Raw genomic sequence first — 20,834 nt, forward strand, 5'->3', positions numbered from 1 at the left:
ACCATGCCGACCTTCGACTATCGGGCCGAGGACGCCCAGGGCCGCCGCTGCAAGGGCCGTGTGGAAGCCGACAGCCCGCGCCATGCTCGCCAGTTGCTGCGCGAGCGCGGCTTGCTGCCCTGCGAACTGCTTGCAGCGAAGGAACCGCGAACCCTGGGCGGGTGGCACGCCGGAACGTGGTTGAGCCCGGCAGATCTGGCATTGCTGACGTTGCAGTTGTCCACCTTGATCCAGGCCGGCCTGCCCCTCGAAGAATCCCTGGGAGCGGTGGCGCAACAGAGCCAGAAGCGCCGTGTCGCCCACCTGCTGGCGGCGGTGCGCAGCCGGGTGATGGAAGGCCACGCATTGGCGACGGCCCTGAGGGCCTTTCCCCAGGCGTTTCCCGAGCTGTTCTGCGCCACCGTGGCCGCCGGCGAGCAATCCGGCCACTTGGGCCAGGTGCTGGAGCAATTGGCGACCTACACCCAGGCGCGCCAGGCGTCGCGCCAGCGCATTCAACTGGCGTTGGTGTACCCACTGATTCTGATGCTGGCCTGCGTCGCGATTGTCGCGTTCCTGCTGGGCTACGTGGTGCCGGATGTGGTGAAGATTTTCGTCGACAGTGGCCAGCCGTTGCCTTGGCTGACTCAGGCGCTGATTGCGATGAGCGACGGCTTGCGTCGCTACGGTCTGCTGTTGCTCGGGGCCCTGGCCGGGCTGCTCGGGCTGTGGCGCTGGAGCCTGCGCCAACCGGCGTGGCGCCTGCGTTGGCACCGCTTGTTGCTCAGGCTGCCGTTGTTGGGCGAGGTGCTGCGGGCAATGGAAGCGGCCCGTTTCGCCAGCACCTTGGCGATCCTGAGCAAAAGCGCGGTGCCGCTGGTGGAGGCCTTGCACATTGCCGCCCAGGTGATCGGCAACCTGACCATTCGCGCACGCATGGCCGACGTGGCCCGTTCGGTCCGCGAGGGCGGCACCCTGACCCGTGGCCTGGAACTGGGCGGGGATATCCCGCCGCTGATGCTGCACATGATCGCCAGCGGTGAACGAGCCGGCGAACTCGACAGCATGTTGGCCCGCGCCGCCGAACAACAAGAGGCCAGCCTCGCGGCACGCATCGCGCTGGTGGTGAGCCTTTTCGAACCGGCCATGTTGGTGCTGATGGGCGGCGTCGTGCTGCTGATCGTCATGGCCATTCTGCTTCCTATCTTGAGCCTCAACCAATTGGTGAATTGACCCATGACACTTCAAAACAACCGACCGGTACGCCCCCAGCGTGGTTTCACCCTGATCGAAATCATGGTGGTGGTGGTCATTATCGGCATCCTCGGCGCCATCGTCGTGCCGCAGTTTATGAGCCGGCCTGACCAAGCCAAGGTCACGGCCGCGCGCACTGATATTCAGGCGATTGCCACGGCCCTGGAAATGTACCGTCTCGACAATGCTCAATATCCTTCGACCCAGCAGGGCCTGGAGGCGTTGAGCAAGCGTCCTTCCGGTACGCCAGCCGCGAAAAACTGGAACCCCCAAGGGTATCTGAAGAGCCAGCCGGTCGACCCTTGGGGCACGCCCTATCAGTACCTCAATCCTGGCCTCAAGGCGCTCGATGGCGGTTACGACCTGTACTCGCTGGGTGCCGACGGCCTGCTGGGCGGCGAGGGCTTTGCCGCCGACATCGGCAATTGGGCTGAGTGAACATGAGCCGTGATTCTCGGGGTTTCACCTTGCTGGAACTGATGGTCGTCATTGTGTTGATCGGGAGCGTGATGGGCATGGTCAGCCTGGCTATCGGCCCGAGCCCGATGCGTGAGGCCCGGCAGCAAGCCCAGGACTTCATCCGCGTGGTGCAGCAGTTGCGCGAACGCGCGGTATTGGATGGGCTGGAATATGGGGTACGTGTACAGCCTCGCGGCTATCAGGCGTTGCGACTCGAGTCTCAGGGTTGGACAGCGGTGTCGGCGTCGCAACGGCTGCCTGAAAGCCTGACGCTTGGGTTGGAGCAGGACGGCCATGTCGTGGCGCTCGATGATGCCCGAGGTCCACCACAGTTGCTGATGCTCAGCAGTGACGAGATCAGTCCGTTCAGGTTGCTCATCAAAGTTGCTGGCCAGACGATTTCCCAGGTCGTGAGTGACGGCTTGGCGCAGCCGCTGATCGATGGCTGACGCTCGCAGGCTGGCCGCCGATTGCCAGGGGTTCACCTTGTTGGAAGTCATGGTCGCGCTGGCGATTTTCGCCACGTTGGCGGCTGCGGTGCTGTCGGCCAGTCAGTTCGTGCTCAAGCAAAGCGCCGGGCTTGAGGACCGTCTGTTCGGCGCCTGGCTGGCGGACAACCAGCTCAGCGAGCTCCGTCTGCAAGCCGCTACGCCACTGGGCCAACAGCGCCTGGCCCGGCACCTGGATCAGCGCGATTGGATTTTGCAACAGCGTGTCGCCGCGGCCCGCGACCCGCGTCTGCTCCGGGTCGAGATCCAGGTCAGCCGGGCCGGCAGCCCAGCAGTCGTGCACCGCACCACGGGATGGGTCCGCGACCGTCATGAATAGACAATCGGGCTTCACCTTGTTGGAGCTGGTGATTGCCATCGCCATTTTTGCCTTGCTCGGCCTGGCCAGTTGGCGCCTGTTCGACGGCGTGGTGCGTACCCAGCAGGGCGCCGGCCAGCATGAGCGCGAAGTCAGGGCCTTGCAGCGTGCGGTGGGGGTGATCGAACGGGATGTGTGGCAGGCCGTTGCCGGTTCCACCGTGCTCGCGTCAGGGCGCCTGCAATTGCAGCGTAGCCATTGGCCTAATCCGCTGGACCAGCCACGCAGCGAGCGGCAAACGGTGAACTATCGACTCGAGGCAGCGGTGTTGTGGCGCGACAGTCGCGGTGAAGGGCCGGTCATCGTGCAACAGCAGAAAGTGCTCGAGGACGTACGCAGCCTGAGCTGGCGTGTATTCGATGCGCAACGAGGCTGGCATGACGAAACCGTGCGCGGCAACGCGCCACTGGCGTTGGAGCTGGTGATTTCCACGGGGCGTTTCCAGCAGATCCGCCGCGTGCTGTTGTTGCCGGGGGCGTTGCCGTGAGCCGGCAACGAGGCGTGGCGCTGATCAGTGTGTTGTTGGTCCTGAGCCTGGCGCTGCTTTTTACCGCTGGCATGCTGCGCAGTCATCGCCTGTTGTTGCAGAGCAGCGCTCAGCAGTTGCAGCACGTCCAACTGCGTCAATTGGGGCTGGCCGCTGAAGCCTGGGCGCAGGCGGTGTTGGAAGGTAGCGCGATAACTTCGTCCGGGCCGGTAGACCTGAGCCAGGATTGGGCTCGGCTCAAACCTGCATTCGAGATGGAGGACGCCGAGGTTCACATCGATATCGAGGATTTGTCCGGGCGCCTGAACCTTAATGCGCTGCTGGCTCAGGGCCAGACCGATCAAGTTACCCTCGGTCGTTGGAGGCGATTGTTGGCGTTGCTGGAGCTACCCGCGCTGTCATTGCCCCAGGTCGGCTCGGTGCAGGAGTTGAGTCAACTGCGCCTGTTGCCGGGCATCGACGGTCAGACGCTGCGGCGCCTGGAGCCTTGGGTGGTGGTGTTGCCCAGGGACGCCCTGGTGAATATCAATACCGCGCCGCTGCCAGTGTTGATGAGCCTGGACGGCATGGAGGATGAGGTGGCCAAGGTGTTGATCAACCAGCGTCGCCATCAGCCATACGCCAGTGTGCAGGCCTTCACCAATGACCCGCTTTTATCCGGGGTGGGCATCGGCAGCCATGGCCTGGGCGTGAGCAGCCGCTGGTTCCGAATCACCGTGAGCGTGACCCGTGCCGATAGCCGTCTGCGCCTGGCCTCGGACATCGAGCGCGACCCCGTTAGCGGACGCTGGACGGTGGCTCAGCGTCGTTTTTTACCCATCAGCCCCAGCGAGTCCCTGAGATGAAAACCTGGCTTTACCTGACAGCCGACGGCATGGATGAGCCTTGCGTCAACTGGCCGTGTTGCGTGTGGTCGCCCACGGGCGAACGACGCAGCCTGCCCTTGCATGAAGCCGCCCGCGAGTTGAATGGGCGAGTCGTCGATGTGCTGTTGCCGATGGAAATGTGCAGTTGGCTGCGCAGCGATCCGTGGCCCTCTGGACGCCAGCCGCGACCCCAGGCCCTCGCATTCGCCATCGAAGAACAACTGAGTGAAAATCTGGAGGCGTTGCACATCAGCGTTGGCGCGCGGGACCGACAACAGCGCTACCCGCTGATGGTGACCGAGCGAGGCCGGTTCCAGGCACTGCTGGCGCTGCTGGCTGCGCAAGGCGTCGATGTACGGGCAATGCATGTCGACGCGGACCTGCTTCCCCATGACAAGGCTTTTGCGGTGCGTTGGTTCGGTCGCTGGCTGTTGGGCGGGGCATTACCGGCGCGAGTGTCGCTGTCGGCCCGAGCCCTGGCAACGCTCAAGCCGGACTTGCCCGAAGAGATTCACTGGCTGGACGAGGGACGCGATCGTGAAGGCATCGATGATTGGCTGCTCTGCGCTGGCGGACATCCCATCGACCTGATGCAGGGTGAGTTCCGTCGACGTCGCCAGCCGCTGCCGTGGCGTGGCGTGGCGGTTACTGCGTTGGGATTGCTATTGCTCACCTGGGCATTCAGCGAGGGCCGCATACGATTTCTTGAAAGCGAAAGCCGTCATCTGTATGCCCAGGGCGAGCAGCGATTCAGGTCGCTGTATCCCGAGGAAACGCGGATTGTCGACCTGGCGGCGCAGTTCCAGGCGCTGCAAAGTCGTCGTGGGCGAAGCCAGGACACACAGGTCGCTCGTCTGGTCCGTCTGACGGAGCAGGTCATTGGTGCGAGCAGCGTCGAAGTGCAGCGCATCGATTTTCGTGAAGACGAAGGTTGGAAAATCCAGCTCACCGCCACCAGTTTCGTCGAGCTTGAGCAACTGCGCGAGCGGGGGCAGCAAACCGGACTGTCCGTCACCCTGGGCAGCGCCAGCAAGCAGAACAACCGCGTGCAGGCCATCCTCACCCTGGAGAACAGTTGATGAACTTCAATAGCTTGATACAGGCCTGGGGGAGGCTGTCACGCCGTGAGCAACAATTGTTGCTGGGCCTTGTCGGGCTGCTGCTGGTGGTCGTGGTCTACACAACGATCTGGCAACCTGTCCGGCAACGGCTGGATGTCGCCGAGCGACAGTACCGCCAACAGGCCGAGCTGCACGCACGAATCCAGCGCGCCGAGCCCGCCCGGGATCTAACCACCGCCACACGGCCCTTGTCGGTGCGCGTCAATGACAGTGCGGCCGCGACGGGGTTGGAAATAGCTGAAATGGAGGTCGATGGCGATTCGTTGCGACTGGCCGTCAGTGGCGATGCCAATCAATTGCTCCAGTGGCTGGATCAACAAGAGCGGGAGGGCGCGACGCTGCAGTCGTTGACTCTGGAAGCACGTAATAGTGTGTTGGAGGCGCGGGTGGTGTTGCGTCAATGAGCGATCGAGTACACAGCCATTTTGGCCTGAAGCATGGGTTTTTTGTGGCGAGGGAGCTTGCTCCCGCTCGACTGCGCAGCAGTCGTAAAGCGGTTTGCAGGGTTCACCTGTTGCTCCGCGGCGTCTGGTTCTGGGGTGGCTGCGCCACCCAGCGGGAGCAAGCTCCCTCGCCACAAAGTATTCGCTCTGTCCCTGGTTTGGGTCGTGAACTCGTGATGGCTAAACCTGAACATTCCCCGGCGACAACGGTAACTTCGCCAGTTTCACCGCCACCAGCAACGCCACCACCAGCAAGGTGCCGATGAACAGACCGACACCGTTCCACCCGCCCAAGTGCCAGGCCACGCCGCCCGCCGTACCTGCGACACTCGATCCGGCGTAATAGCTGAACAGGTAAAGCGACGACGCCTGGCCCTTGGCTTTGAGGGCGCGGCGGCCGATCCAACTGCTGGCGACCGAGTGGGCGCCGAAGAAGCCGAAGGTGAACACCAGCATGCCCAGCACGACCAACCACAACGGCGTGGCCATGGTCAGCGCGAGGCCGGCCAGCATCAGCGCGATGGTTGCCCAGAGCATTTTGCGTCGGCCGAGTTTGTCCGCCAGTGCGCCGATTTTTGCCGAGCTGTAGATGCCCGACAGGTACACCACCGACAGCAACCCGACAAAGGCCTGATCCAAGTGATAAGGCTCGGCCAGCAGGCGGTAACCGATGTAGTTGAACAGGGTGACGAACGCGCCCATCAAGACGAAGGCCTCGAGAAACAGCAGCGGCAAGCCGGCGTCGCGAAAGTGCATGATGAAACCGTCCAGCAGGCTACGCGGGTGCAGCGAGCGAGGACGGAAGTTGCGCGACTCGGGGAGAATCCTCCAGAACACCGCCGCCGCGATCAAGGCCAGGCCACCGATCACCAGCATCGCGGTGTGCCAACTGACAAAGTCGATCAAGACCCCGGTGATCAGGCGCCCACACATCCCGCCGATGGCGTTGCCGGCGATGTACAGCCCCATCGCCAGGCCGATGTGCTTGGGATGGATTTCTTCGCTCAGGTAGGTCATCGCGACTGCAGCCAAGCCGCTCAAAGACAGCCCCACCAGGGCGCGTAGCAGCAGCACGCCGTGCCAGGTCGGCATCATGGCACTGGCGATCGTGCACACCGATGCGGCGAACAGCGCCGCGACCATCACTGGCTTGCGACCAATGCGGTCGGAAATCGGGCCGGTGATCAACAGACCGATGGCGAGCAAGCCGGTCGCGACCGACAGGATCAGGCTGCTCTGCGCCGCATTGATGGAGAACTCCGTGGACAACAGCGGCATCATCGGTTGCACGCAATACAACAGGGCGAACGTTGCAAAGCCGCCGCTGAACAGTGCCAGCACCGTGCGCATGAACATGGGCGTGCCTTTTTCGATGTAGATGTCCTTCAGTTCGGCGACGACCTCATCTTGCACACGAGGTGGGATTTCATGGGCCAGTGGAGCGACAGCAGTTTTCACGTTGAACCTCGAACGAGCACGGCCAGGCAGGCATTGAAAAAAGCATATAGCCGGCTAACGTTTCTATCCAATATATTGTTCGACCCGTTTAAGACGTTTTACGACCTATTGGATCACCCATGGAATTGCGCCACCTGCGTTACTTCATCGCCGTTGCCGAAGAACTGCATTTCGGCCGCGCCGCCTTGGCCCTGGGTATCTCCCAACCGCCCTTGAGCCAGCAGATCCAGGCCCTGGAACAGGAGATCGGGGCGCGGTTGTTCGAGCGTACCAATCGTCGGGTCGAGCTGAGCGAGGCCGGTCGACTGTTTCTCGAGGAGGCGCGACGGGTTTTGGTCCAGGTCGATAAGGCCGCCGACGTGGCCCGTCGTGCCCAACTGGGGGAACTGGGAGAACTGAAAATCGGCTTCACCTCTTCGGCACCGTTCAACTCCACCATTCCCCAGGCGATCTTCTCGTTCCGTCAGCGCTTCCCCGCGGTGCACCTGAACCTGCGGGAAATGAGCAGCACCCAAGTGGCCGATGCGCTGCTGGACGAGGTAATCGAGGTGGGCATCATGCGGCCGTTGCCACTGCCCGACGCCTTGAGGGAAATCGAACTCAGCCGCGAACCGCTGGTGGCCGTGCTCAGCGCCAAACATCCGCTGGCCCAGGGCAACGAAGAAGGCCTGTTTCTCTCGGCGTTGGCCCAGGAACCGTTCGTGTTCTTCCCGCGCAGCTACGGCAGCGGCCTGTACGCGCAACTCCTGAACCTGGCCCGCGACGCCGGCTTCAGCCCGCACTTCGCCCAGGAAGCCGGCGAAGCCATGACCATCATCGGCCTGGTGGCGGCAGGCCTGGGCGTTTCGGTCTTGCCAGCGTCTTACCAACGCATGCGAATCGATGGCGTGGTCTACCGGCCGCTGCTCGATCCGGCGGCGGTGTCAGCGGTGTGGCTGGTGCAGCGCAAGGACCAGCGATCGCCGATGGCGAAAGCGTTTGTGGAGTTGTTGACTGAAAATATAGACACCCACAGTTCGGCGTGATGAATAAAAAACTTGCCTATATGTGAAGGGGCGCCGCAAGGCTAATGCTGGTCATGAGAAAAGTGATGGACCTGTGGCGAGGGAGCTTGCTCCCGCTCGGCTGCGAAGCAGTCGTAAACCGGCGGGTGCGGTGTGTCTGATGTTCCGCATCTGACAGGTTTTGGGGCCGCTTCCCGGCCCAGCGGGAGCAAGCTCCCTCGCCACGGGTGTATCGATTGCCTTAGGTGAAAAATGTGTTTTGCTGTTTTTAATGTACTACCCGCCTACGGCGCCAGGGCGTTGTTTCGAAAGTATGTAACCGGTGCCCAGCCTGCATAAGAGTTCAATGGGCTATTGCCTCATAGCCCATTACCCTTCGAGCGTTGTGCCTATAAATCCAGTTTTGTCTTCAGGCTGTTCATGATCTCCACCCGGTTTTCAAGGTAGTGGCTCAGGCCCTTTGCGCGCAGATGACAGGCGGCGCAGTCACCGCAGCCTCTGCCCTTGATGCCGTTGTAGCATGTCAGTGTCTGTTGATCGATGAACTCCAACCACCCGTGATAATCGGCCAGCGCCCAGGTTTGGGCTTTGTTCAGCCACATCAAGGGCGTCTCGATGCGCAAGGGATAGTCCATGCCCAGTTCAATGGCGTTGTTCAGCGCCTTCACGAACGCATCGCGGCAGTCCGGATAGCCCGAGAAGTCGGTTTCACACACACCGGTGATAAGCGTTTTTGCACCCACCTGATACGCATAGATAGACGCCAGGGTCAAAAACAGAATGTTGCGCCCAGGCACGAAGGTGCTGGGCAGGCCATCTCCATCGCTGTTGGCCGCGGGCACTGGAATGTTGTCGCGGGTGAGGCTGCTGATGGCCAGTTCGTTGAGCAGGGTGGTGTCCAGTATTTTATGAACGGTCACGCCAAGGGCCTTGCAGAGTTGTTGCGCCACTTCGATTTCTTGACGATGGCGCTGGCCGTAGTCGAACGTGATGCAATGAACTTCGTCGTACCGGGGTAAGGCGTGAACCAGGCAGGTAGTCGAATCCTGGCCGCCGCTGAAAACGATGACTGCTTTCTTTGTCATTTCATTCATTTGGACCTGTCCCAATAGGTGCTGAAGGAGTGACCCTAGCCCGAAGTTCAACACCTTGTTGTGGGAAGTTTCCGAATTTACGTGCTCCGCTTTCTCTATTTGGGTTTTCAGTCGCAAGTGAAGCCGCTAGAAGATCGCTGCCACGGCGGGTGCCGCACACCCGGAGAATCCTCGCCAATTGGAATTGTCCGTGCGCGGCGGCGCTTGCCGTGGCAGGCGGTACTCACCTCGATCCTTTATTTTTTCACTTGGCCTTACCAGACCGTCGCAGGTTTATTGGCGTGGTAATCATAAAAACCCTGGAGTATCCAGGTATCGCCCTTGCGTTCGAACGCGGCGCGCCATGCGCTTCTGCCGCCACCGGGGGATAGCTGGGCCATGTCGTACCAGTAATATTTGTTGATTCGTTTTGTCGTGGCCCTGCCGGCTCGAATGTCATCCATGATTTCGTTGATCTTGGCTCGGGCCGCTTCGGGAAAGTTGTCATAGGACATCTGTGTTTCAGCCAGCGTGCTGAGAGTCACCGTAAACTTGTCTATTGCGGTGGATGCTTCCCCCAGTACTGGTGAAGTGCTGGTGGTAGGTGATGTGCCAGTGACCTTCTTCGTCGGGACTTGGGTCACGACCTCGATATCAAACGCGTCGTAGTTCGAGAGATTTTTTGCGAAGTTGGTAATGTCCTCTCCGGTGACCAGTAACGTCTTGCGCTGCGACTTGCCCTTGTTGGCGATGACGTAAGGAATCTTGTTGTTGCGGATTTCCGTCAGGAGCCCGGGTTTGTGTCTTTTTTTCATCTCGTCCCGGAACGCGCCGAGCTTTTTCTTTTTGTACTCCGCGAAGTTTGCAGGGTTCGTTTTATAGTCCTCCCTGGCAGCCTCTACCTCTGGACCTTCTCCTGAAAACCGGACGCCCAGGTCCTCCCAGACGCGCTTTTCCGCGACTTTGACCACCTCATGAATATCGTCCTGTATCTTGGTCATGGCGGCTTTCTTCTTTCCCTGTTCAGGGACGATGGTGATGAATAATGCGCCGGTGAGGTTGTCTGGCAAGGAGGACATCATCATCTTGAAGTTGCCTTCGTTGTCGAAAAGCTCCTTCTTGAGTGGCAGGGTCATGTCGAAAACTTTTATTTTTTGCGCGGCCGTCAGCTGGATGCCCTTTACCTGGGAGTCGATGTCTCGGGTGCAGTAGTCGACGGCCTGCCATACGTTGAATTTGTACAGCAGGCTTTCGTGGGGCTTCTTATGTTGCCCGAGGCCGTGGAGGCCCTTGTTGATCTGGTTGATTCGTGAAAGGTAAGTGTCTATATCGGGCACGTTGATGTCATTCATGCTCTCGCGCAAGGTGCGTTCGGCCAGCTCCTCGGGCATCGAGTGGATGACCTTCTTTACCGTATTCACCACCTGTCGAGAAGGCCAGTGATGGTCGACCAGGATGCCCTCCACCAAGGCGTTATAGGTTTTCTGTTGCGCAGTTTCCGGGGCCCGACTGAACAGACTATGCAGGACTCCGCCACCGAGCAGGCGTTGCGGTTCTTCGATGTGCCAGCGACCGTTTTTCCACGTCACCGTCCGTTGATGGGTACGATTGTTGGGCGCGTAGATAATCCGCAGGCTTTCCTGGATCGCGGTTTTGCAGTAGTCATGCCCCATCTTCAAATAGGCTTGGCCGGACGTGTCCCTGTACAGGTTGCGACCCTCGGGGACGAGCCCTTTGCCGTCAAAACCTTTCAGGAGAAAAGGGCCTAGCTCGGGGTCGGGCATACGGGGCAGGGAAGACAGCTCCGGGCGGGTCTTGTCCCGGCGTCGTGCCGCGCGCGCCATGATCAGGTCCTGCCCGGCCTCTGCCACGACCTCACCCAGCCCGCTGATGAAATCACTGGCCCACTGGCTGAAGCTGCCGCCCTCGTCTTTTATGGCCGACACCGCAGCGCCCCCGGCCATCACCGGCAGGATCGCACGGCCCAGTACCCCGCCCAGGCGGCCCGCGTAGAACATGGCCATCGCGCCCGCCAGCAAGGTGACGCCATTCCTGCGCCCCTCCTGGGCCGCTGCGCTGTCGCGCTCGGCGTTCGTTACCATCAGCGCGTCAGCCGTCTTGAGCGCGTGGCTGATCTGCGTTTCGTGCAGTGCTTTGAGCAGGTCGCCTTTGACCACGGGGGAGGCGACCTTCAAGGCGAAATCATCCTGAACCCGATGCTTTATCCATGAGAAGGTGGACTGCGTGACTTTCTTTATCTTCTCGTTGAGCGTCAGGTTTTCCGCGGCCGGCACCAGGCTGGCAAGCTGATCGGCTTGTTCCATCAGCGGCAGTTGGGAAATCAGCCAGCGGGTCATTTCCAGCGTGCTGATGAGTGTCTTGACCAGGACCGCTTCCAGCTCCCTTTCGCTTCCTGCGTGGATGTCCCTGAACACTTTTCCGTCCGGCGCACCCGGCGTGTACAGCGTCAATGAAGGCCGGCTGGATAGTTTCCTGACGCCAAAGGCCAGCAGCTCTTTCAGCACACTGTCGCCCCACTGGATCTGCCGCACCACCACCTCGTGCCCGTTGACCTTGCGGCGTTCCTCAGGCATTGCGCTGTCCAACGCCGCCAGCACCAGGTTCAGGCCGGTGTTGTCCTTATCATGTGTAAAGTCTCCCGATATATGCGCGGCCCACGCCTGCGCCCGCATTTGTTTGGCTTTCAGAGCCATCCATTGTGCCTGGCGCTCCCGGGCCGCAAGCAGCAACGCGGGCGGGATACGGGCACCCACATTTGCCCTTTCAATGATCTCCACGATCTGTGCAAAGCTCAGCGGCCCCTCTTCGGTGTGGTGGGAAGCGTTGCGTTCGTCCGGTGTCAGGTTGGACATGGCCCACTGCGTCATGGAACGGCAATCGTCGAATATCGCCTTCGCACTGCCTAGCGACACCCCGGACCCGAACGGTGACTCGCCCGTGGGCGCGTGCGAGTCGATGGTCTGCTTGCGGATACACAGGGATACCTGGTCAGGATCGACTGGGGCGTATTTGTCCTTGATGAAGCCGGCGAGCAGCGTGCGGGTCCGATCCTGGAGGGCGTCAGGGGACGCCAGCATCACTGGATCTGGCGGGGGTGGGGTATCCGCCAGGGTTATCTGCAGGTCCTGTAGCGCGTTCCACCAGGCCACGCGGTCGCTGCCGATCACGTTCGGGTTGGCGTGCAGCCAGTCGTCCAGTTTTTTCTGGTAGAGCCGTAGCGCGCGCTCGTCCATGGCGCCCGCCAGGTCCAGCTGGTCCTTGAGGTTCGCCGCGATATCCAGCCTGGCGATCCAGGCGCTGATTTCCTCATCATCTCCCGGCCCGTTCAGCAACACGTCGCTCACGGCGGTTTTTTGCGCCGCTCGCAGATCCATAACCAGGTAGGCAAGGAAGTCCCCGGCGATGGGGGCGATTGTCACGTCATACTGAACGTTATCGTCGGCCTCCAGGCTGGCCTTCAGCGCCGTCAGGTCCGCGTACACTTCCAGCGGCTTGCCCAAGCTGTACAGCGCCGCGCTTGCCGGGTAGTCGGTATTGTCATGTCGGGTCAGTGCAACAGCGCCTGACACCGGCACGCTGAACCCCCATCCTTCAGGGGTGATACTGAGGCTGTAGACCCCGGGCCGGTCACGTTCCGCCAGCCTGGCGCGAGACGTTGCGTCCGGTGCCGACAGTGCATGTTCCGTCAGCGCCTTGTGCAGTGGCGGGCTCAGGGTTCCATCCAGTTGCTGGAGATCGGCCTGTGCCTTGAGTTGCCTACCGAATTCATCGGCCAGCCATTGGCTGACGCTGCGGTCCTGGCTAACGTCGGGCGGGGTGTCCCAGAAGTTGTCCAGTGCCCGCGCCAGCATTTGTTCATACGACGTTGGGGTGACGCTTATCAGTTGCTTGATTGCTTGCTTGGCGTCACGGCTATTCAGGGCTGCCGGCATCTCCGTGACGCTGTTCAGCTCGGTGACGATGTCTATATTGCCCAAATCGTCGAAGAACTCGTGGGCGTTGATCTTTCCTGCCACCGCACGCCAGAAGAGCGTGTCGAGGGGGACTGTTTGCGCCACCTTTTTAAACGCCGGCGCGTTGGCTGCGCGTTCAGTTGGGGGAACGGCTTCATCTTGCAGTCGGCACACGCGTATTTCTTTGACGGCCAGCTTGTTCACCAGGGTGGGAAAGGCTTGCCTGAACCCATTATCCAAGTGCCGCGCAGCCACTTCCGAGGCGCGCGGAACGGCATCGTTCAGGCGGATCATCTGCTGCTGCGAGGCATTGAGTTGGTGTATCAGCAGGGCGCTAGCGGTTTGTAAGGGGGTGTTCTCCAGCATGTTCTCTTCCTGAAAGTTTTTCGGAAGGAACAACCTATTGAAGGTGCGCGAAGAGGGGGCGGTATATAGATACCGCATGGAGCGGCGACAGGCGGTGTACCGGTGTTGTGGATACATAATCGATGTGGCAGCGAGCCTGTTCGCGATGCGCCTTGACGGGGCATGCTAACGGTCATGTTTTATCACGCAGAAATACCAGGATCGCCTCGCAGGTTGCCTGTGTTCTTTCTTCCAGTACCCAATGTCCGGTGTTGTGCAATATAAAAGAGTACGGTTGCGTGGTGATACATTTGACTTGCTCGGCCAGGGTACTTCCTCTCGAATGGTCCCCACCGATAGTGAGCACAGGCACTGTCAGTTTATTGTTGGCGTATGCTTGATTATCACCCACATCATGCTCTATCCAGGCTGAATAAAGCTTGAAGGCTGCCTCCATGCGTCCGGGCTGGGAATAATCTTTCACCAAAGCCATACGCACCTCGTCCGGCATTGTGTCGTTGCCGGGGAATACAAAGTCGTCAAAAAACATGTCCAGGTAAGTTTTTTCCTGACCTTGGATCATGGTGAGTGCTGTCTTGCCAAAGAAGCGGAAATGCCACTTGCTGGCAATGCGGGCTTGCGGGTCTCCGTTATAAGCTGTTTCCCACCCTGGGATGCCAGGAATGAATCCGTCCATCAGGATAATACGTTTGGTTTCATCGGGATAAAGGGCTCCGTAGGCATAGGCAATCATTAAGCCCATGTCATGGCCGACAATATCAACCTGTTTGATATTCAGGTGGGTGACCAGCTCGTGCAGGTCATGCGCCATATTTTTTTTATCATAGCCGCTTTCTGAAATATCGGTTTCTCCAGCACCGCGATAATCAGGAACGATAGGCGTATAACCGGCACGCACCAATGGCCCCATCAATACCGTCCAATTGCGCCAGCTTCCCGGGAACCCATGCACCAGCAACACAGGGTTTGCGCCATCACCGCTTATAAGATAGTGCATGCGGATGCCGTTCACGTACACGTAGGCCCGTGTGAACGATGCACCCCCTACAACAATATTTTGTTCTACAGAAGGCGATGTGGCCTGGTGTCGAGAAGATAAGGCGATGGCGCCCGACCAGGCTATTGTATCCATCATTTTCTTGTCCATTTTGGGAGCCGAATTAATTCCATGAGCTACGCCGTGCAGCTCATAAGTAACGGCGAACTGTTTATCGAGCGTCAACTTCTAAGGTATTTTTTAAAGCATTTACAGCTTGTGGCTTTCCGAATGCTATCGATACTGTCGAAGTTGACAGTTCCGACAAGCGGCAATTGTTCCGATTGAGCCCCGGCAGAGCAGTTGCAGGTGAAAAAAAAGCAGGGCGGAACTTGCATCGGACCCCTGTTGACTGTAGGAAAAGTCGCGTTTCCAGTTGCGATGTTTCCTATTCGCTCCAGATGCCCATGATGTTGGGGTTGCGATTCGCCTGTGTTGCAACGTTTTATTCATCATTCCGAATTGTCTGGCTCAGTGCTCTTTCCCGGCGGAAAGGGAACCCGCCTGAAGCCCGTGAACAAGGCCTTGGAAATGCACTCATCTTTGTACGCCCCCTACACCAACGAAGTCTCCTGTGACTATCTCCGTCATTTGGACGATCTGTACTTGGCGCAACAGCAACTCGATGGTGTTGACGAAAAAGTCATCACATTTATTAATCGACAAAAAGCATTCGTCAAAGCTCATCCCCCAATCGCTATTTACCGAGTGGCCACCGAGGGCAGCCAGACCCGTAACGGCGCAACGATCCAGCAAGTGTCATCGTCGTTGACGTTCACCTTGGATAATGGCTGGAAAGTACGAGCCGCGCGGAAAGGCGACCAGGTTGTGTATGCCGATGGCAGTACCGCGCGGATCGTAACCGCCGCGGGGGCAGCCAACAGTAATATTGCCCTGGTCGGCAGCCGTTTGAGCAATGGCGACGAGATCATCAATACGCTTCAGAGACGTTTTCTGATCATCGTGCGTGAAGGCGTGCCGATGGCAGAAGACTTTTTGCCCGCTCTCAAACTGGCGGATGTTCATTACTTGCACTCGGATGAGGTGAAGGAGAACATCCAATGAGCGTACAGCATAGATCCACTGTGGGAGCGAGCTTGCTCGCGATTGCGGTGGATCGGTGCCACAGCCGTTCCGGGCTTATTGCACCTTCGCCAAATCTCCCTTCAACGCAACGCCCGCCATGATCGCCCCGGCGTGGCATTCATAGGTGGTCGGGTCCTTGCGTTCGTTGCTCTTGTAGAAGCTGACAATGTTGGTGACGGCGTTGGCGCCGGCGTTCTTGGCGGCCTGGTGCAGGCTGATCAGGGCCGATTGCAGCACCCATTCGCAGGCGACTTCATCGGACTTGTTGAACGCGTTGGTTTTCTTGTTGGTCACGGCACCCGGGCTGACGACGATGACGTTGCCGGCCGGTTTATTGCCGGCCAGGTAGAACTTCACGCTGCCGTCGATCTTGCCGGTGCGGATGGCTTCGGCCACGACTTTGTCGAACGGCAGGAACAGCGCGGTATCACGGGCCTGGCTGAGGCTTGGCAGGGTGCTGAGCAAGAGGGCGGTGGTCACAGCGATTTTCTTCAACGACATCGTGGTCTCCTTGACGAGGGGCAACAGGGTTTTGAATCCGATTCAGTGCCAGCGGCGGAAAATCAGCGAGGTGTTGACCCCACCAAAGGCGAAATTGTTGTTCATCACGTATTCGTTGCTCATCGACCTGAACTCGTTACGCAGGTAATCGAGCTTGCCGCATTGGGGATCAACCTCATCGAGGTTGAAGGTGTGCACGTAGAGGTCGCGGTTCATCATTTCGATGCTGAACCAAGACTCCAGCGCCCCGCAGGCACCCAGGGTGTGGCCCAGGAAACTCTTCTGTGAGCTGATGGGCATGTGTTCGCCAAACAGGCTGCTGGTGGCCAGGGTTTCGGCAATGTCGCCCTGTTCGGTGGCGGTGCCGTGGCCGTTGACGTAGCCAATGGCTGAGGGACTGAGGCCTGCGTCTTCCAGGGCCAGTTCCATGGCCCGGCGCATGGTGACCAGTTCTGGGCGCGTGGCATGCTGGCCGTCGGCGTTGCTGCCAAAGCCGACAATTTCGGCATGGATCCGCGCACCGCGCGCCAGGGCATGTTCCAGTTCTTCGAGCACCAGCATGCCGGCGCCTTCGCCGATCACCAGGCCATCGCGGTCCTTGTCGTAGGGGCGCGGGCTGGTTTGTGGTGCTTCGTTTTTCAGGCTGGTGGCGTAGAGCGCATCGAACACCATCGCTTCGGTCGGGCACAGCTCTTCGGCGCCACCGGCGAGCATCAATGGCAGGCGCCCGAACTTGATGGCCTCGTAGGCATAGCCGATGCCATGGCTGCCGCTGGTGCAGGCGCTGGAGGTGGGGATCAGGCGCCCGGTCAGGCCGAAGAAGATGCTGATATTGGCCGCCGTGGTGTGGGGCATCATCCGCACGTAGGAGTTGGCGTTCAGCCCTTCGGCCACGCTGTTGAGCAGCATGTTGCCAAAGGCCTTGATCTCGTCGGTGCTGCCGGTGGACGAACCGCAAGACACGCCCATGCGCCCGTCCTTGATCGACTCGTCGCCCAGCAGGCCGGCGTCGGCCAGGGCCTGTTCCGCCGACGCGACCGCCAGGCGCGAAACCCGGCCCATGCTGCGCAGTTGCTTGCGGGTCCAGTGGGCCGGGACCTGGAAGTCGTCGATGGGACCGGCCAGGCGGGTGTTCAGTTCGGTGAAACGGTCCCACTCATCCATGCGCCGGATGCCGCTGCGGTTGGCGGCGAAGTTGGCGGCGATGGTGTCCCAGTCGCTGCCGATGGAGGTGATGCCGGCCATGCCGGTAACGACGACGCGCTTCATCAGCACAAGCCTCCATTGACGGCCAGGACCTGCCGGGTGATGTAGCCGGCTTCGGCCGACATCAGGAAATTTACCGCACCCGCCACTTCTTCCGGGGTGCCCATGCGCTGGGCGGGGATCATTTTCATCAGTTCCTCCACCGGGACGTTTTCATCGAGCATGGCGGTATCGATCAGCCCGGGCGCGACGCAATTGACGGTGATCTTGCGCTTGCCCAACTCGATTGCCAACGCCTTGGCCGCGCCGATCAAACCGGCCTTCGAAGCACTGTAGTTGACCTGGCCGCGATTGCCGATCAGCCCGGAAACCGAAGTGATGCAGACGATCCTTCCGGCGGCGCGACGACGGATCATCGGCATCATCACCGGGTGCAGCACGTTATAGAAACCGTCGAGGTTAGTGCGCATCACCACATCCCAGTCGTCTTCGCTAAGGGCCGGGAAAGCGCCATCGCGGGTCAGGCCGGCATTGAGCACCACGCCGTAATAGGCACCGTGGGTTTCGACGTCGGCTTCGAGAATGGCCTTGCACGCGGCACGGTCGGCCACGTCGAATTGCAGCACCCGGGCGTTGCGGCCCAGGGCCTGGATTTGCGCCTGGACTGTCTCGGCCTCGGCGCGGCCGCTACGGCAGTGCAGCACGATGTCGTGCCCGGCCTGGGCCAGGCGCAGGGCGATGGCGCGGCCGATGCCACGGCTGGAGCCGGTGACCAGTACGGATTCAGTCATGACGGGTTTCCTGTTGCGGACGGTTCATGAAGGTAATGGGCGGCCTGGGGCGGACGGAATACGTTGAGCCGGGCCGTGGCATGGATGCCGGGGGCGTGGATGTGGCATTCGAACACGCCCATGCCGTTGTCGTCTTCCAGGGAGCGCACGCCGTGGATGGTCAGCTCGACGCCGACGGGAAAACACTCGACATTGCATTCGAACTTGCGGGTGCCGAGCAAAAAGCCCAACTCCACGGCATCGCCGCGTTGGCGTGCATGACAACCGGCAAAGGCCGCGACGCTTTGCGCCATCAGCTCGATGCCGACCCAGGCCGGCAGCGTGCCATCGTCGCGGCTGAACAAACCGCCGGGCTTGACGGTGGCGTGGGTATGGATCTGTTCGTCATCGAACGACAGGATCCGGTCGATGAGGATCATGTCGCCGGCATGGGGCAGCAGTTCGGCGAGCGGCCAGTCAATCATGGGGCGTCTCCGATAATCAGGCTGACGTTGTTGCCACCGAATGCAAATGAATTGCTCATCAGGCGGCGCGGGGTGGCCGGTCTCAGGTGGGTGCCGGCGGTGACCCAGTTCAGCGCCGGCAGGGCCGGATCGGCCTGGCCGTCCCAGACATGCGGCGGCAGGGCCAGGACGGTATTCTCCGAGCTCAGGGCCAACCAGCAGAACGCCGCTTCCAGCGCCCCGGCCGCGCCGAGGGTATGGCCGGTCATGGGCTTGGTGGACGAGCAGGGCACGCCCGCCGGAAACAGCCCGGCCACCGCCTGGCTTTCCATGGCGTCATTGTGCTGCGTGGCGGTGCCATGCAGGTTCAGGTAGTCGATCTGGCTGGCCTCGAGGCCGGCGCAACGCAGGGCTTTTTCCATGGCCTGGCGGGCGCCGCGACCACTGGGTTCAGGTGCGGAAATATGGTGGGCGTCGGAACTGGCGCCGTCGCCGAGCAAGGCAATCGGTGTCCCGTCGCCTGGCGTCTTGCTCATGAGAAACAGCACGGCTGCTTCGCCAATGTTGATGCCGCTGCGGTTCACCGAAAACGGATTGCAGCGTTCGTTCGACACCGCTTCCAGGGCCGAAAAACCGTTGAGGGTCAGTTTGCACAGGCTGTCCACGCCACCGCACAGCACGGCATCGCACAGGCCCAGGTCCAGCAGGCGCCGGGCGCTCATCAAGGCGCGGGCGCTGGAGGTGCAGGCCGTGGAAATCACGTAGGACGGGCCGCTCAGGCCGAGCCAGTCGGAAAGAAAGTTGGCCGGCGCGCTAAGTTCCTGTTGCTGGTAGTCGTAGCCGTCGGGGAAGTGTTGCTCGCGCAGGTAATGGGCAATGCCCTGGCTGGCCTCGTCGATCCCCGACGTGCTGGTGCCCAACACGATGCCGATGCGGGCGCGACCGTAGGCCTGGATGGCCTGGTCGATCTCGGCGCGAATCTGCAGCCCGGCTTCCAACAGCAATTGATTGTTGCGGCTGCGGTGCGCCAACAGGGTTGGGGGGATGGGGGCGAGTTCACCCGGCACCGCGGCAACCGGCAACGCACGTTCGGCGACCCAGCCGTCCTTGATACGCACGCCCGAGCAGTCGCCGGCAAACAGGTTGCGCGCGACGCTGGGCTTGTCGCGGCCCAGGGCACAGATCACCCCGAGGGCATTCAAATAGGCGGTCATGGGGCGTTCTCGGTCAACGGTGTGATGCGGTAGCGGGGGCCTTGGGGCAGGCTCATCTCAAAATCCAGCGGCTGCGTGTAGCGCACCTGCCAGCGACTATCGAGGGTCCGTTGCGACGCCTGTTGCCGGGCGGCCGGGTAGTTGTCGGGCAGTTCGGCTTCGGGGGTCAGGGCGAACAACAGCGCGGCGAACAACTCCCGGGCCTCGGCATTGGGCGGCAGCAGACCGTCGGCCTGCCACTGACCTGCGACCAGGCGCTGGCGGGCCACGGGAATGCCCAGCGGGTCCATCATCGACCAACGGATGCCGGTGTCTTCGCGCTGGATCACCAGCAACCAGTCCTGGCGTTGGCCGACCAGGGTCCGCTCGATGTGCAGTTGCATCGGCAAGGCCAGGGTTGGCGTGCGCTCGGGCAGCGGCGCATGGCTGGCGCAGGCACTGAGCAGCAACAGGCAGCCGATAAGCAGGGCTCGAATCATCCAATGGCCCCTTCGACGGGCTTGCGCGCCACCACATTGACCAGGGTTTCCTCTCGCTCGCCGAACGGTTTGGCCCGGCGCAGGCCAAAACGCTCCAGCAAGCCGAAGTCCTTGGCGCGGCTCCACCACAGGTACGGATAGGACACGTTGCGGGCTTCGAACTGGAAACCCTGCCCACGGATCATCTCCAGGTACTGCGTGGCACTTTTCTGCACGTGCATGGGATGGCGGAACAGCCAGCGGATCACCCAGGTATCGATGTAGGCCTCGGTGGATTCGGCGAACATCAGGTAGCCACCAGGCTTGAGTACGCGGTAGAACTCGGCGAGGGCTTTTTCCTGCTCCACCAGGTGATGGAAGGTCTGGTGGCAGAACAGCAGGTCGACGCTGGCATCCGGCACTGCCAATGTCGCGCAGTCGCTGCCGATCAGCTCCACGGTCATGCCCTGGCGCGCGGCCTCCTCCCGGCTCAGGTCCAGGCTGTGGGGGTCGGCATCCACGCCGATCAGGCGGTGTGGCGCGAACACCTGGCGCAGGTACTGGAATGATTTGCCCTGGCCGCAGCCGGCGTCCAGCAGCACCGGGTTGCTCGGCAGCGGGGTGCTGAACAGGCTGCGCAGGTCGTTGATCGCCACGCGCAACACATGGTGCTGCCAGGTGTGGCTGCGCAGGAACCAGAAACCGAAGCGGGTTTCTTCGACGTAGTTGTCGCTCAAGTAGCTCATGG

The 20,834-nt window shown here is 60.9% G+C and carries 21 protein-coding genes and 1 pseudogene; 11 read left to right on the plus strand and 11 right to left on the minus strand.

Annotation, left to right across the window (positions count from 1 at the left end; translation table 11 throughout):
* Window positions 1–3: 3 nt before the first annotated feature.
* From gspF to gspM, 8 genes are read left to right on the plus strand one after another with little or no spacing between them, the layout of a single operon-like run.
* Window positions 4–1,212: a type II secretion system inner membrane protein GspF gene (gene gspF / locus BLO97_RS07580; protein WP_092222327.1), complete on the plus strand. Its 1,209-nt coding sequence runs from the start codon at window positions 4–6 to the stop codon at window positions 1,210–1,212.
* 3 nt (window positions 1,213–1,215) lie between these two features.
* On the plus strand, window positions 1,216–1,671 hold the full coding sequence (gspG, locus tag BLO97_RS07585) for a type II secretion system major pseudopilin GspG (protein WP_092146771.1): 456 nt from the start codon (window positions 1,216–1,218) through the stop codon (window positions 1,669–1,671).
* A 2-nt stretch (window positions 1,672–1,673) separates the two neighbouring features.
* Complete coding sequence (gspH, locus tag BLO97_RS07590; RefSeq protein ID WP_092222328.1) at window positions 1,674–2,141, plus strand: type II secretion system minor pseudopilin GspH; 468 nt, start codon at window positions 1,674–1,676, stop codon at window positions 2,139–2,141.
* Window positions 2,134–2,520: a type II secretion system minor pseudopilin GspI gene (gspI, locus tag BLO97_RS07595; RefSeq protein ID WP_092222330.1), complete on the plus strand. Its 387-nt coding sequence runs from the start codon at window positions 2,134–2,136 to the stop codon at window positions 2,518–2,520. Before gspH ends, gspI begins: the two co-directional genes overlap by 8 nt.
* Window positions 2,513–3,046 (plus strand): type II secretion system protein GspJ, encoded by a 534-nt coding sequence (locus tag BLO97_RS07600; protein ID WP_092222332.1) that lies wholly within the window; start codon window positions 2,513–2,515, stop codon window positions 3,044–3,046. Before gspI ends, BLO97_RS07600 begins: the two co-directional genes overlap by 8 nt.
* A complete protein-coding gene (locus tag BLO97_RS07605; RefSeq protein WP_092146763.1) occupies window positions 3,043–3,891 on the plus strand; it encodes a type II secretion system protein GspK in 849 nt (282 codons plus the stop codon). Before BLO97_RS07600 ends, BLO97_RS07605 begins: the two co-directional genes overlap by 4 nt.
* The gene (gene gspL, locus BLO97_RS07610) at window positions 3,888–4,991 is read left to right on the plus strand and encodes a type II secretion system protein GspL (RefSeq protein ID WP_092222334.1); all 1,104 of its coding nucleotides are present in this window, start codon (window positions 3,888–3,890) and stop codon (window positions 4,989–4,991) included. Before BLO97_RS07605 ends, gspL begins: the two co-directional genes overlap by 4 nt.
* A complete protein-coding gene (gspM, locus tag BLO97_RS07615) occupies window positions 4,991–5,437 on the plus strand; it encodes a type II secretion system protein GspM (RefSeq protein ID WP_063323286.1) in 447 nt (148 codons plus the stop codon). The genes gspL and gspM overlap by 1 nt, the downstream gene beginning before the upstream one ends.
* Window positions 5,438–5,656: 219 nt before the next feature.
* Here the strand turns inward: gspM and BLO97_RS07620 are convergent, their stop codons facing one another.
* The gene (locus tag BLO97_RS07620) at window positions 5,657–6,832 is read right to left on the minus strand and encodes an MFS transporter (protein ID WP_371914892.1); all 1,176 of its coding nucleotides are present in this window, start codon (window positions 6,830–6,832) and stop codon (window positions 5,657–5,659) included.
* Window positions 6,833–7,053: 221 nt separating this feature from the next.
* On the opposite strand from BLO97_RS07620, the gene BLO97_RS07625 reads away from it, so the two are divergent.
* A complete protein-coding gene (locus BLO97_RS07625; protein WP_092222338.1) occupies window positions 7,054–7,959 on the plus strand; it encodes a LysR family transcriptional regulator in 906 nt (301 codons plus the stop codon).
* Between the two features lie 228 nt (window positions 7,960–8,187).
* Window positions 8,188–8,277: pseudogene (locus BLO97_RS32220) on the plus strand (VUT family protein); the annotation flags it as partial.
* Window positions 8,278–8,327: 50 nt separating this feature from the next.
* Here the strand turns inward: BLO97_RS32220 and queC are convergent.
* The 3 genes from queC to BLO97_RS07640 all read right to left on the minus strand — a co-directional run bounded on the left by queC (window position 8,328) and on the right by BLO97_RS07640 (window position 14,573).
* Entirely contained in the window at window positions 8,328–9,023 is a 696-nt protein-coding gene (gene queC, locus BLO97_RS07630; RefSeq protein ID WP_092222340.1) for a 7-cyano-7-deazaguanine synthase QueC, read from the minus strand.
* A 263-nt stretch (window positions 9,024–9,286) separates the two neighbouring features.
* Window positions 9,287–13,351: a dermonecrotic toxin domain-containing protein gene (locus tag BLO97_RS07635; protein ID WP_092222342.1), complete on the minus strand. Its 4,065-nt coding sequence runs from the start codon at window positions 13,349–13,351 to the stop codon at window positions 9,287–9,289.
* A gap of 172 nt (window positions 13,352–13,523) precedes the next feature.
* Window positions 13,524–14,573: an alpha/beta fold hydrolase gene (locus tag BLO97_RS07640; protein ID WP_371914891.1), complete on the minus strand. Its 1,050-nt coding sequence runs from the start codon at window positions 14,571–14,573 to the stop codon at window positions 13,524–13,526.
* 246 nt (window positions 14,574–14,819) lie between these two features.
* Here BLO97_RS07640 and BLO97_RS07645 point away from each other — a divergent pair, with 246 nt between their 5' ends.
* On the plus strand, window positions 14,820–15,452 hold the full coding sequence (locus BLO97_RS07645) for a PAAR domain-containing protein (protein ID WP_256571721.1): 633 nt from the start codon (window positions 14,820–14,822) through the stop codon (window positions 15,450–15,452).
* 75 nt (window positions 15,453–15,527) lie between these two features.
* Here BLO97_RS07645 and BLO97_RS07650 read toward each other — a convergent pair whose 3' ends face one another.
* From BLO97_RS07650 to BLO97_RS07680, 7 genes are read right to left on the minus strand one after another with little or no spacing between them, the layout of a single operon-like run.
* Window positions 15,528–15,974 (minus strand): excinuclease, encoded by a 447-nt coding sequence (locus tag BLO97_RS07650; protein WP_092222344.1) that lies wholly within the window; start codon window positions 15,972–15,974, stop codon window positions 15,528–15,530.
* A gap of 42 nt (window positions 15,975–16,016) precedes the next feature.
* Entirely contained in the window at window positions 16,017–17,243 is a 1,227-nt protein-coding gene (locus BLO97_RS07655; RefSeq protein WP_072339967.1) for a beta-ketoacyl-ACP synthase, read from the minus strand.
* A complete protein-coding gene (fabG, locus tag BLO97_RS07660) occupies window positions 17,243–17,971 on the minus strand; it encodes a 3-oxoacyl-ACP reductase FabG (RefSeq protein WP_003197011.1) in 729 nt (242 codons plus the stop codon). The genes BLO97_RS07655 and fabG overlap by 1 nt, the downstream gene beginning before the upstream one ends.
* The gene (locus BLO97_RS07665; protein WP_092345465.1) at window positions 17,968–18,435 is read right to left on the minus strand and encodes a hotdog family protein; all 468 of its coding nucleotides are present in this window, start codon (window positions 18,433–18,435) and stop codon (window positions 17,968–17,970) included. Before BLO97_RS07665 ends, fabG begins: the two co-directional genes overlap by 4 nt.
* On the minus strand, window positions 18,432–19,628 hold the full coding sequence (locus BLO97_RS07670) for a beta-ketoacyl-[acyl-carrier-protein] synthase family protein (protein ID WP_092345467.1): 1,197 nt from the start codon (window positions 19,626–19,628) through the stop codon (window positions 18,432–18,434). The genes BLO97_RS07665 and BLO97_RS07670 overlap by 4 nt, the downstream gene beginning before the upstream one ends.
* Window positions 19,625–20,107 carry a DUF3261 domain-containing protein gene (locus BLO97_RS07675; protein WP_063323276.1) on the minus strand — a complete coding sequence of 161 codons (483 nt, stop codon included), beginning with the start codon at window positions 20,105–20,107 and terminating at the stop codon, window positions 19,625–19,627. The genes BLO97_RS07670 and BLO97_RS07675 overlap by 4 nt, the downstream gene beginning before the upstream one ends.
* Window positions 20,104–20,832 carry a class I SAM-dependent methyltransferase gene (locus tag BLO97_RS07680; protein WP_092345469.1) on the minus strand — a complete coding sequence of 243 codons (729 nt, stop codon included), beginning with the start codon at window positions 20,830–20,832 and terminating at the stop codon, window positions 20,104–20,106. The genes BLO97_RS07675 and BLO97_RS07680 overlap by 4 nt, the downstream gene beginning before the upstream one ends.
* Window positions 20,833–20,834 lie beyond the last annotated feature (2 nt).

Origin of the sequence: Pseudomonas sp. NFACC05-1 (assembly GCF_900100135.1) — a bacterium.
In the GTDB taxonomy this organism is placed as follows: domain Bacteria; phylum Pseudomonadota; class Gammaproteobacteria; order Pseudomonadales; family Pseudomonadaceae; genus Aquipseudomonas; species Aquipseudomonas fluorescens_Q.

Bases quoted from the DNA above. Each gene is read 5' to 3' on its own strand.
- gspF (WP_092222327.1), top strand. From the start codon at position 4: ATGCCGACCTTCGACTATCGGGCCGAGGACGCCCAGGGCCGCCGCTGC.
- gspG (WP_092146771.1), top strand. From the start codon at position 1,216: ATGACACTTCAAAACAACCGACCGGTACGCCCCCAGCGTGGTTTCACC.
- gspH (WP_092222328.1), top strand. From the start codon at position 1,674: ATGAGCCGTGATTCTCGGGGTTTCACCTTGCTGGAACTGATGGTCGTC.
- gspI (WP_092222330.1), top strand. From the start codon at position 2,134: ATGGCTGACGCTCGCAGGCTGGCCGCCGATTGCCAGGGGTTCACCTTG.
- BLO97_RS07600 (WP_092222332.1), top strand. From the start codon at position 2,513: ATGAATAGACAATCGGGCTTCACCTTGTTGGAGCTGGTGATTGCCATC.
- gspL (WP_092222334.1), top strand. From the start codon at position 3,888: ATGAAAACCTGGCTTTACCTGACAGCCGACGGCATGGATGAGCCTTGC.
- gspM (WP_063323286.1), top strand. From the start codon at position 4,991: ATGAACTTCAATAGCTTGATACAGGCCTGGGGGAGGCTGTCACGCCGT.
- BLO97_RS07620 (WP_371914892.1), bottom strand. From the start codon at position 6,832: ATGTTCATGCGCACGGTGCTGGCACTGTTCAGCGGCGGCTTTGCAACG.
- BLO97_RS07625 (WP_092222338.1), top strand. From the start codon at position 7,054: ATGGAATTGCGCCACCTGCGTTACTTCATCGCCGTTGCCGAAGAACTG.
- queC (WP_092222340.1), bottom strand. From the start codon at position 9,023: ATGACAAAGAAAGCAGTCATCGTTTTCAGCGGCGGCCAGGATTCGACT.
- BLO97_RS07635 (WP_092222342.1), bottom strand. From the start codon at position 13,351: ATGCTGGAGAACACCCCCTTACAAACCGCTAGCGCCCTGCTGATACAC.
- BLO97_RS07650 (WP_092222344.1), bottom strand. From the start codon at position 15,974: ATGTCGTTGAAGAAAATCGCTGTGACCACCGCCCTCTTGCTCAGCACC.
- BLO97_RS07655 (WP_072339967.1), bottom strand. From the start codon at position 17,243: ATGAAGCGCGTCGTCGTTACCGGCATGGCCGGCATCACCTCCATCGGC.
- fabG (WP_003197011.1), bottom strand. From the start codon at position 17,971: ATGACTGAATCCGTACTGGTCACCGGCTCCAGCCGTGGCATCGGCCGC.
- BLO97_RS07665 (WP_092345465.1), bottom strand. From the start codon at position 18,435: ATGATTGACTGGCCGCTCGCCGAACTGCTGCCCCATGCCGGCGACATG.
- BLO97_RS07670 (WP_092345467.1), bottom strand. From the start codon at position 19,628: ATGACCGCCTATTTGAATGCCCTCGGGGTGATCTGTGCCCTGGGCCGC.
- BLO97_RS07675 (WP_063323276.1), bottom strand. From the start codon at position 20,107: ATGATTCGAGCCCTGCTTATCGGCTGCCTGTTGCTGCTCAGTGCCTGC.
- BLO97_RS07680 (WP_092345469.1), bottom strand. From the start codon at position 20,832: ATGAGCTACTTGAGCGACAACTACGTCGAAGAAACCCGCTTCGGTTTC.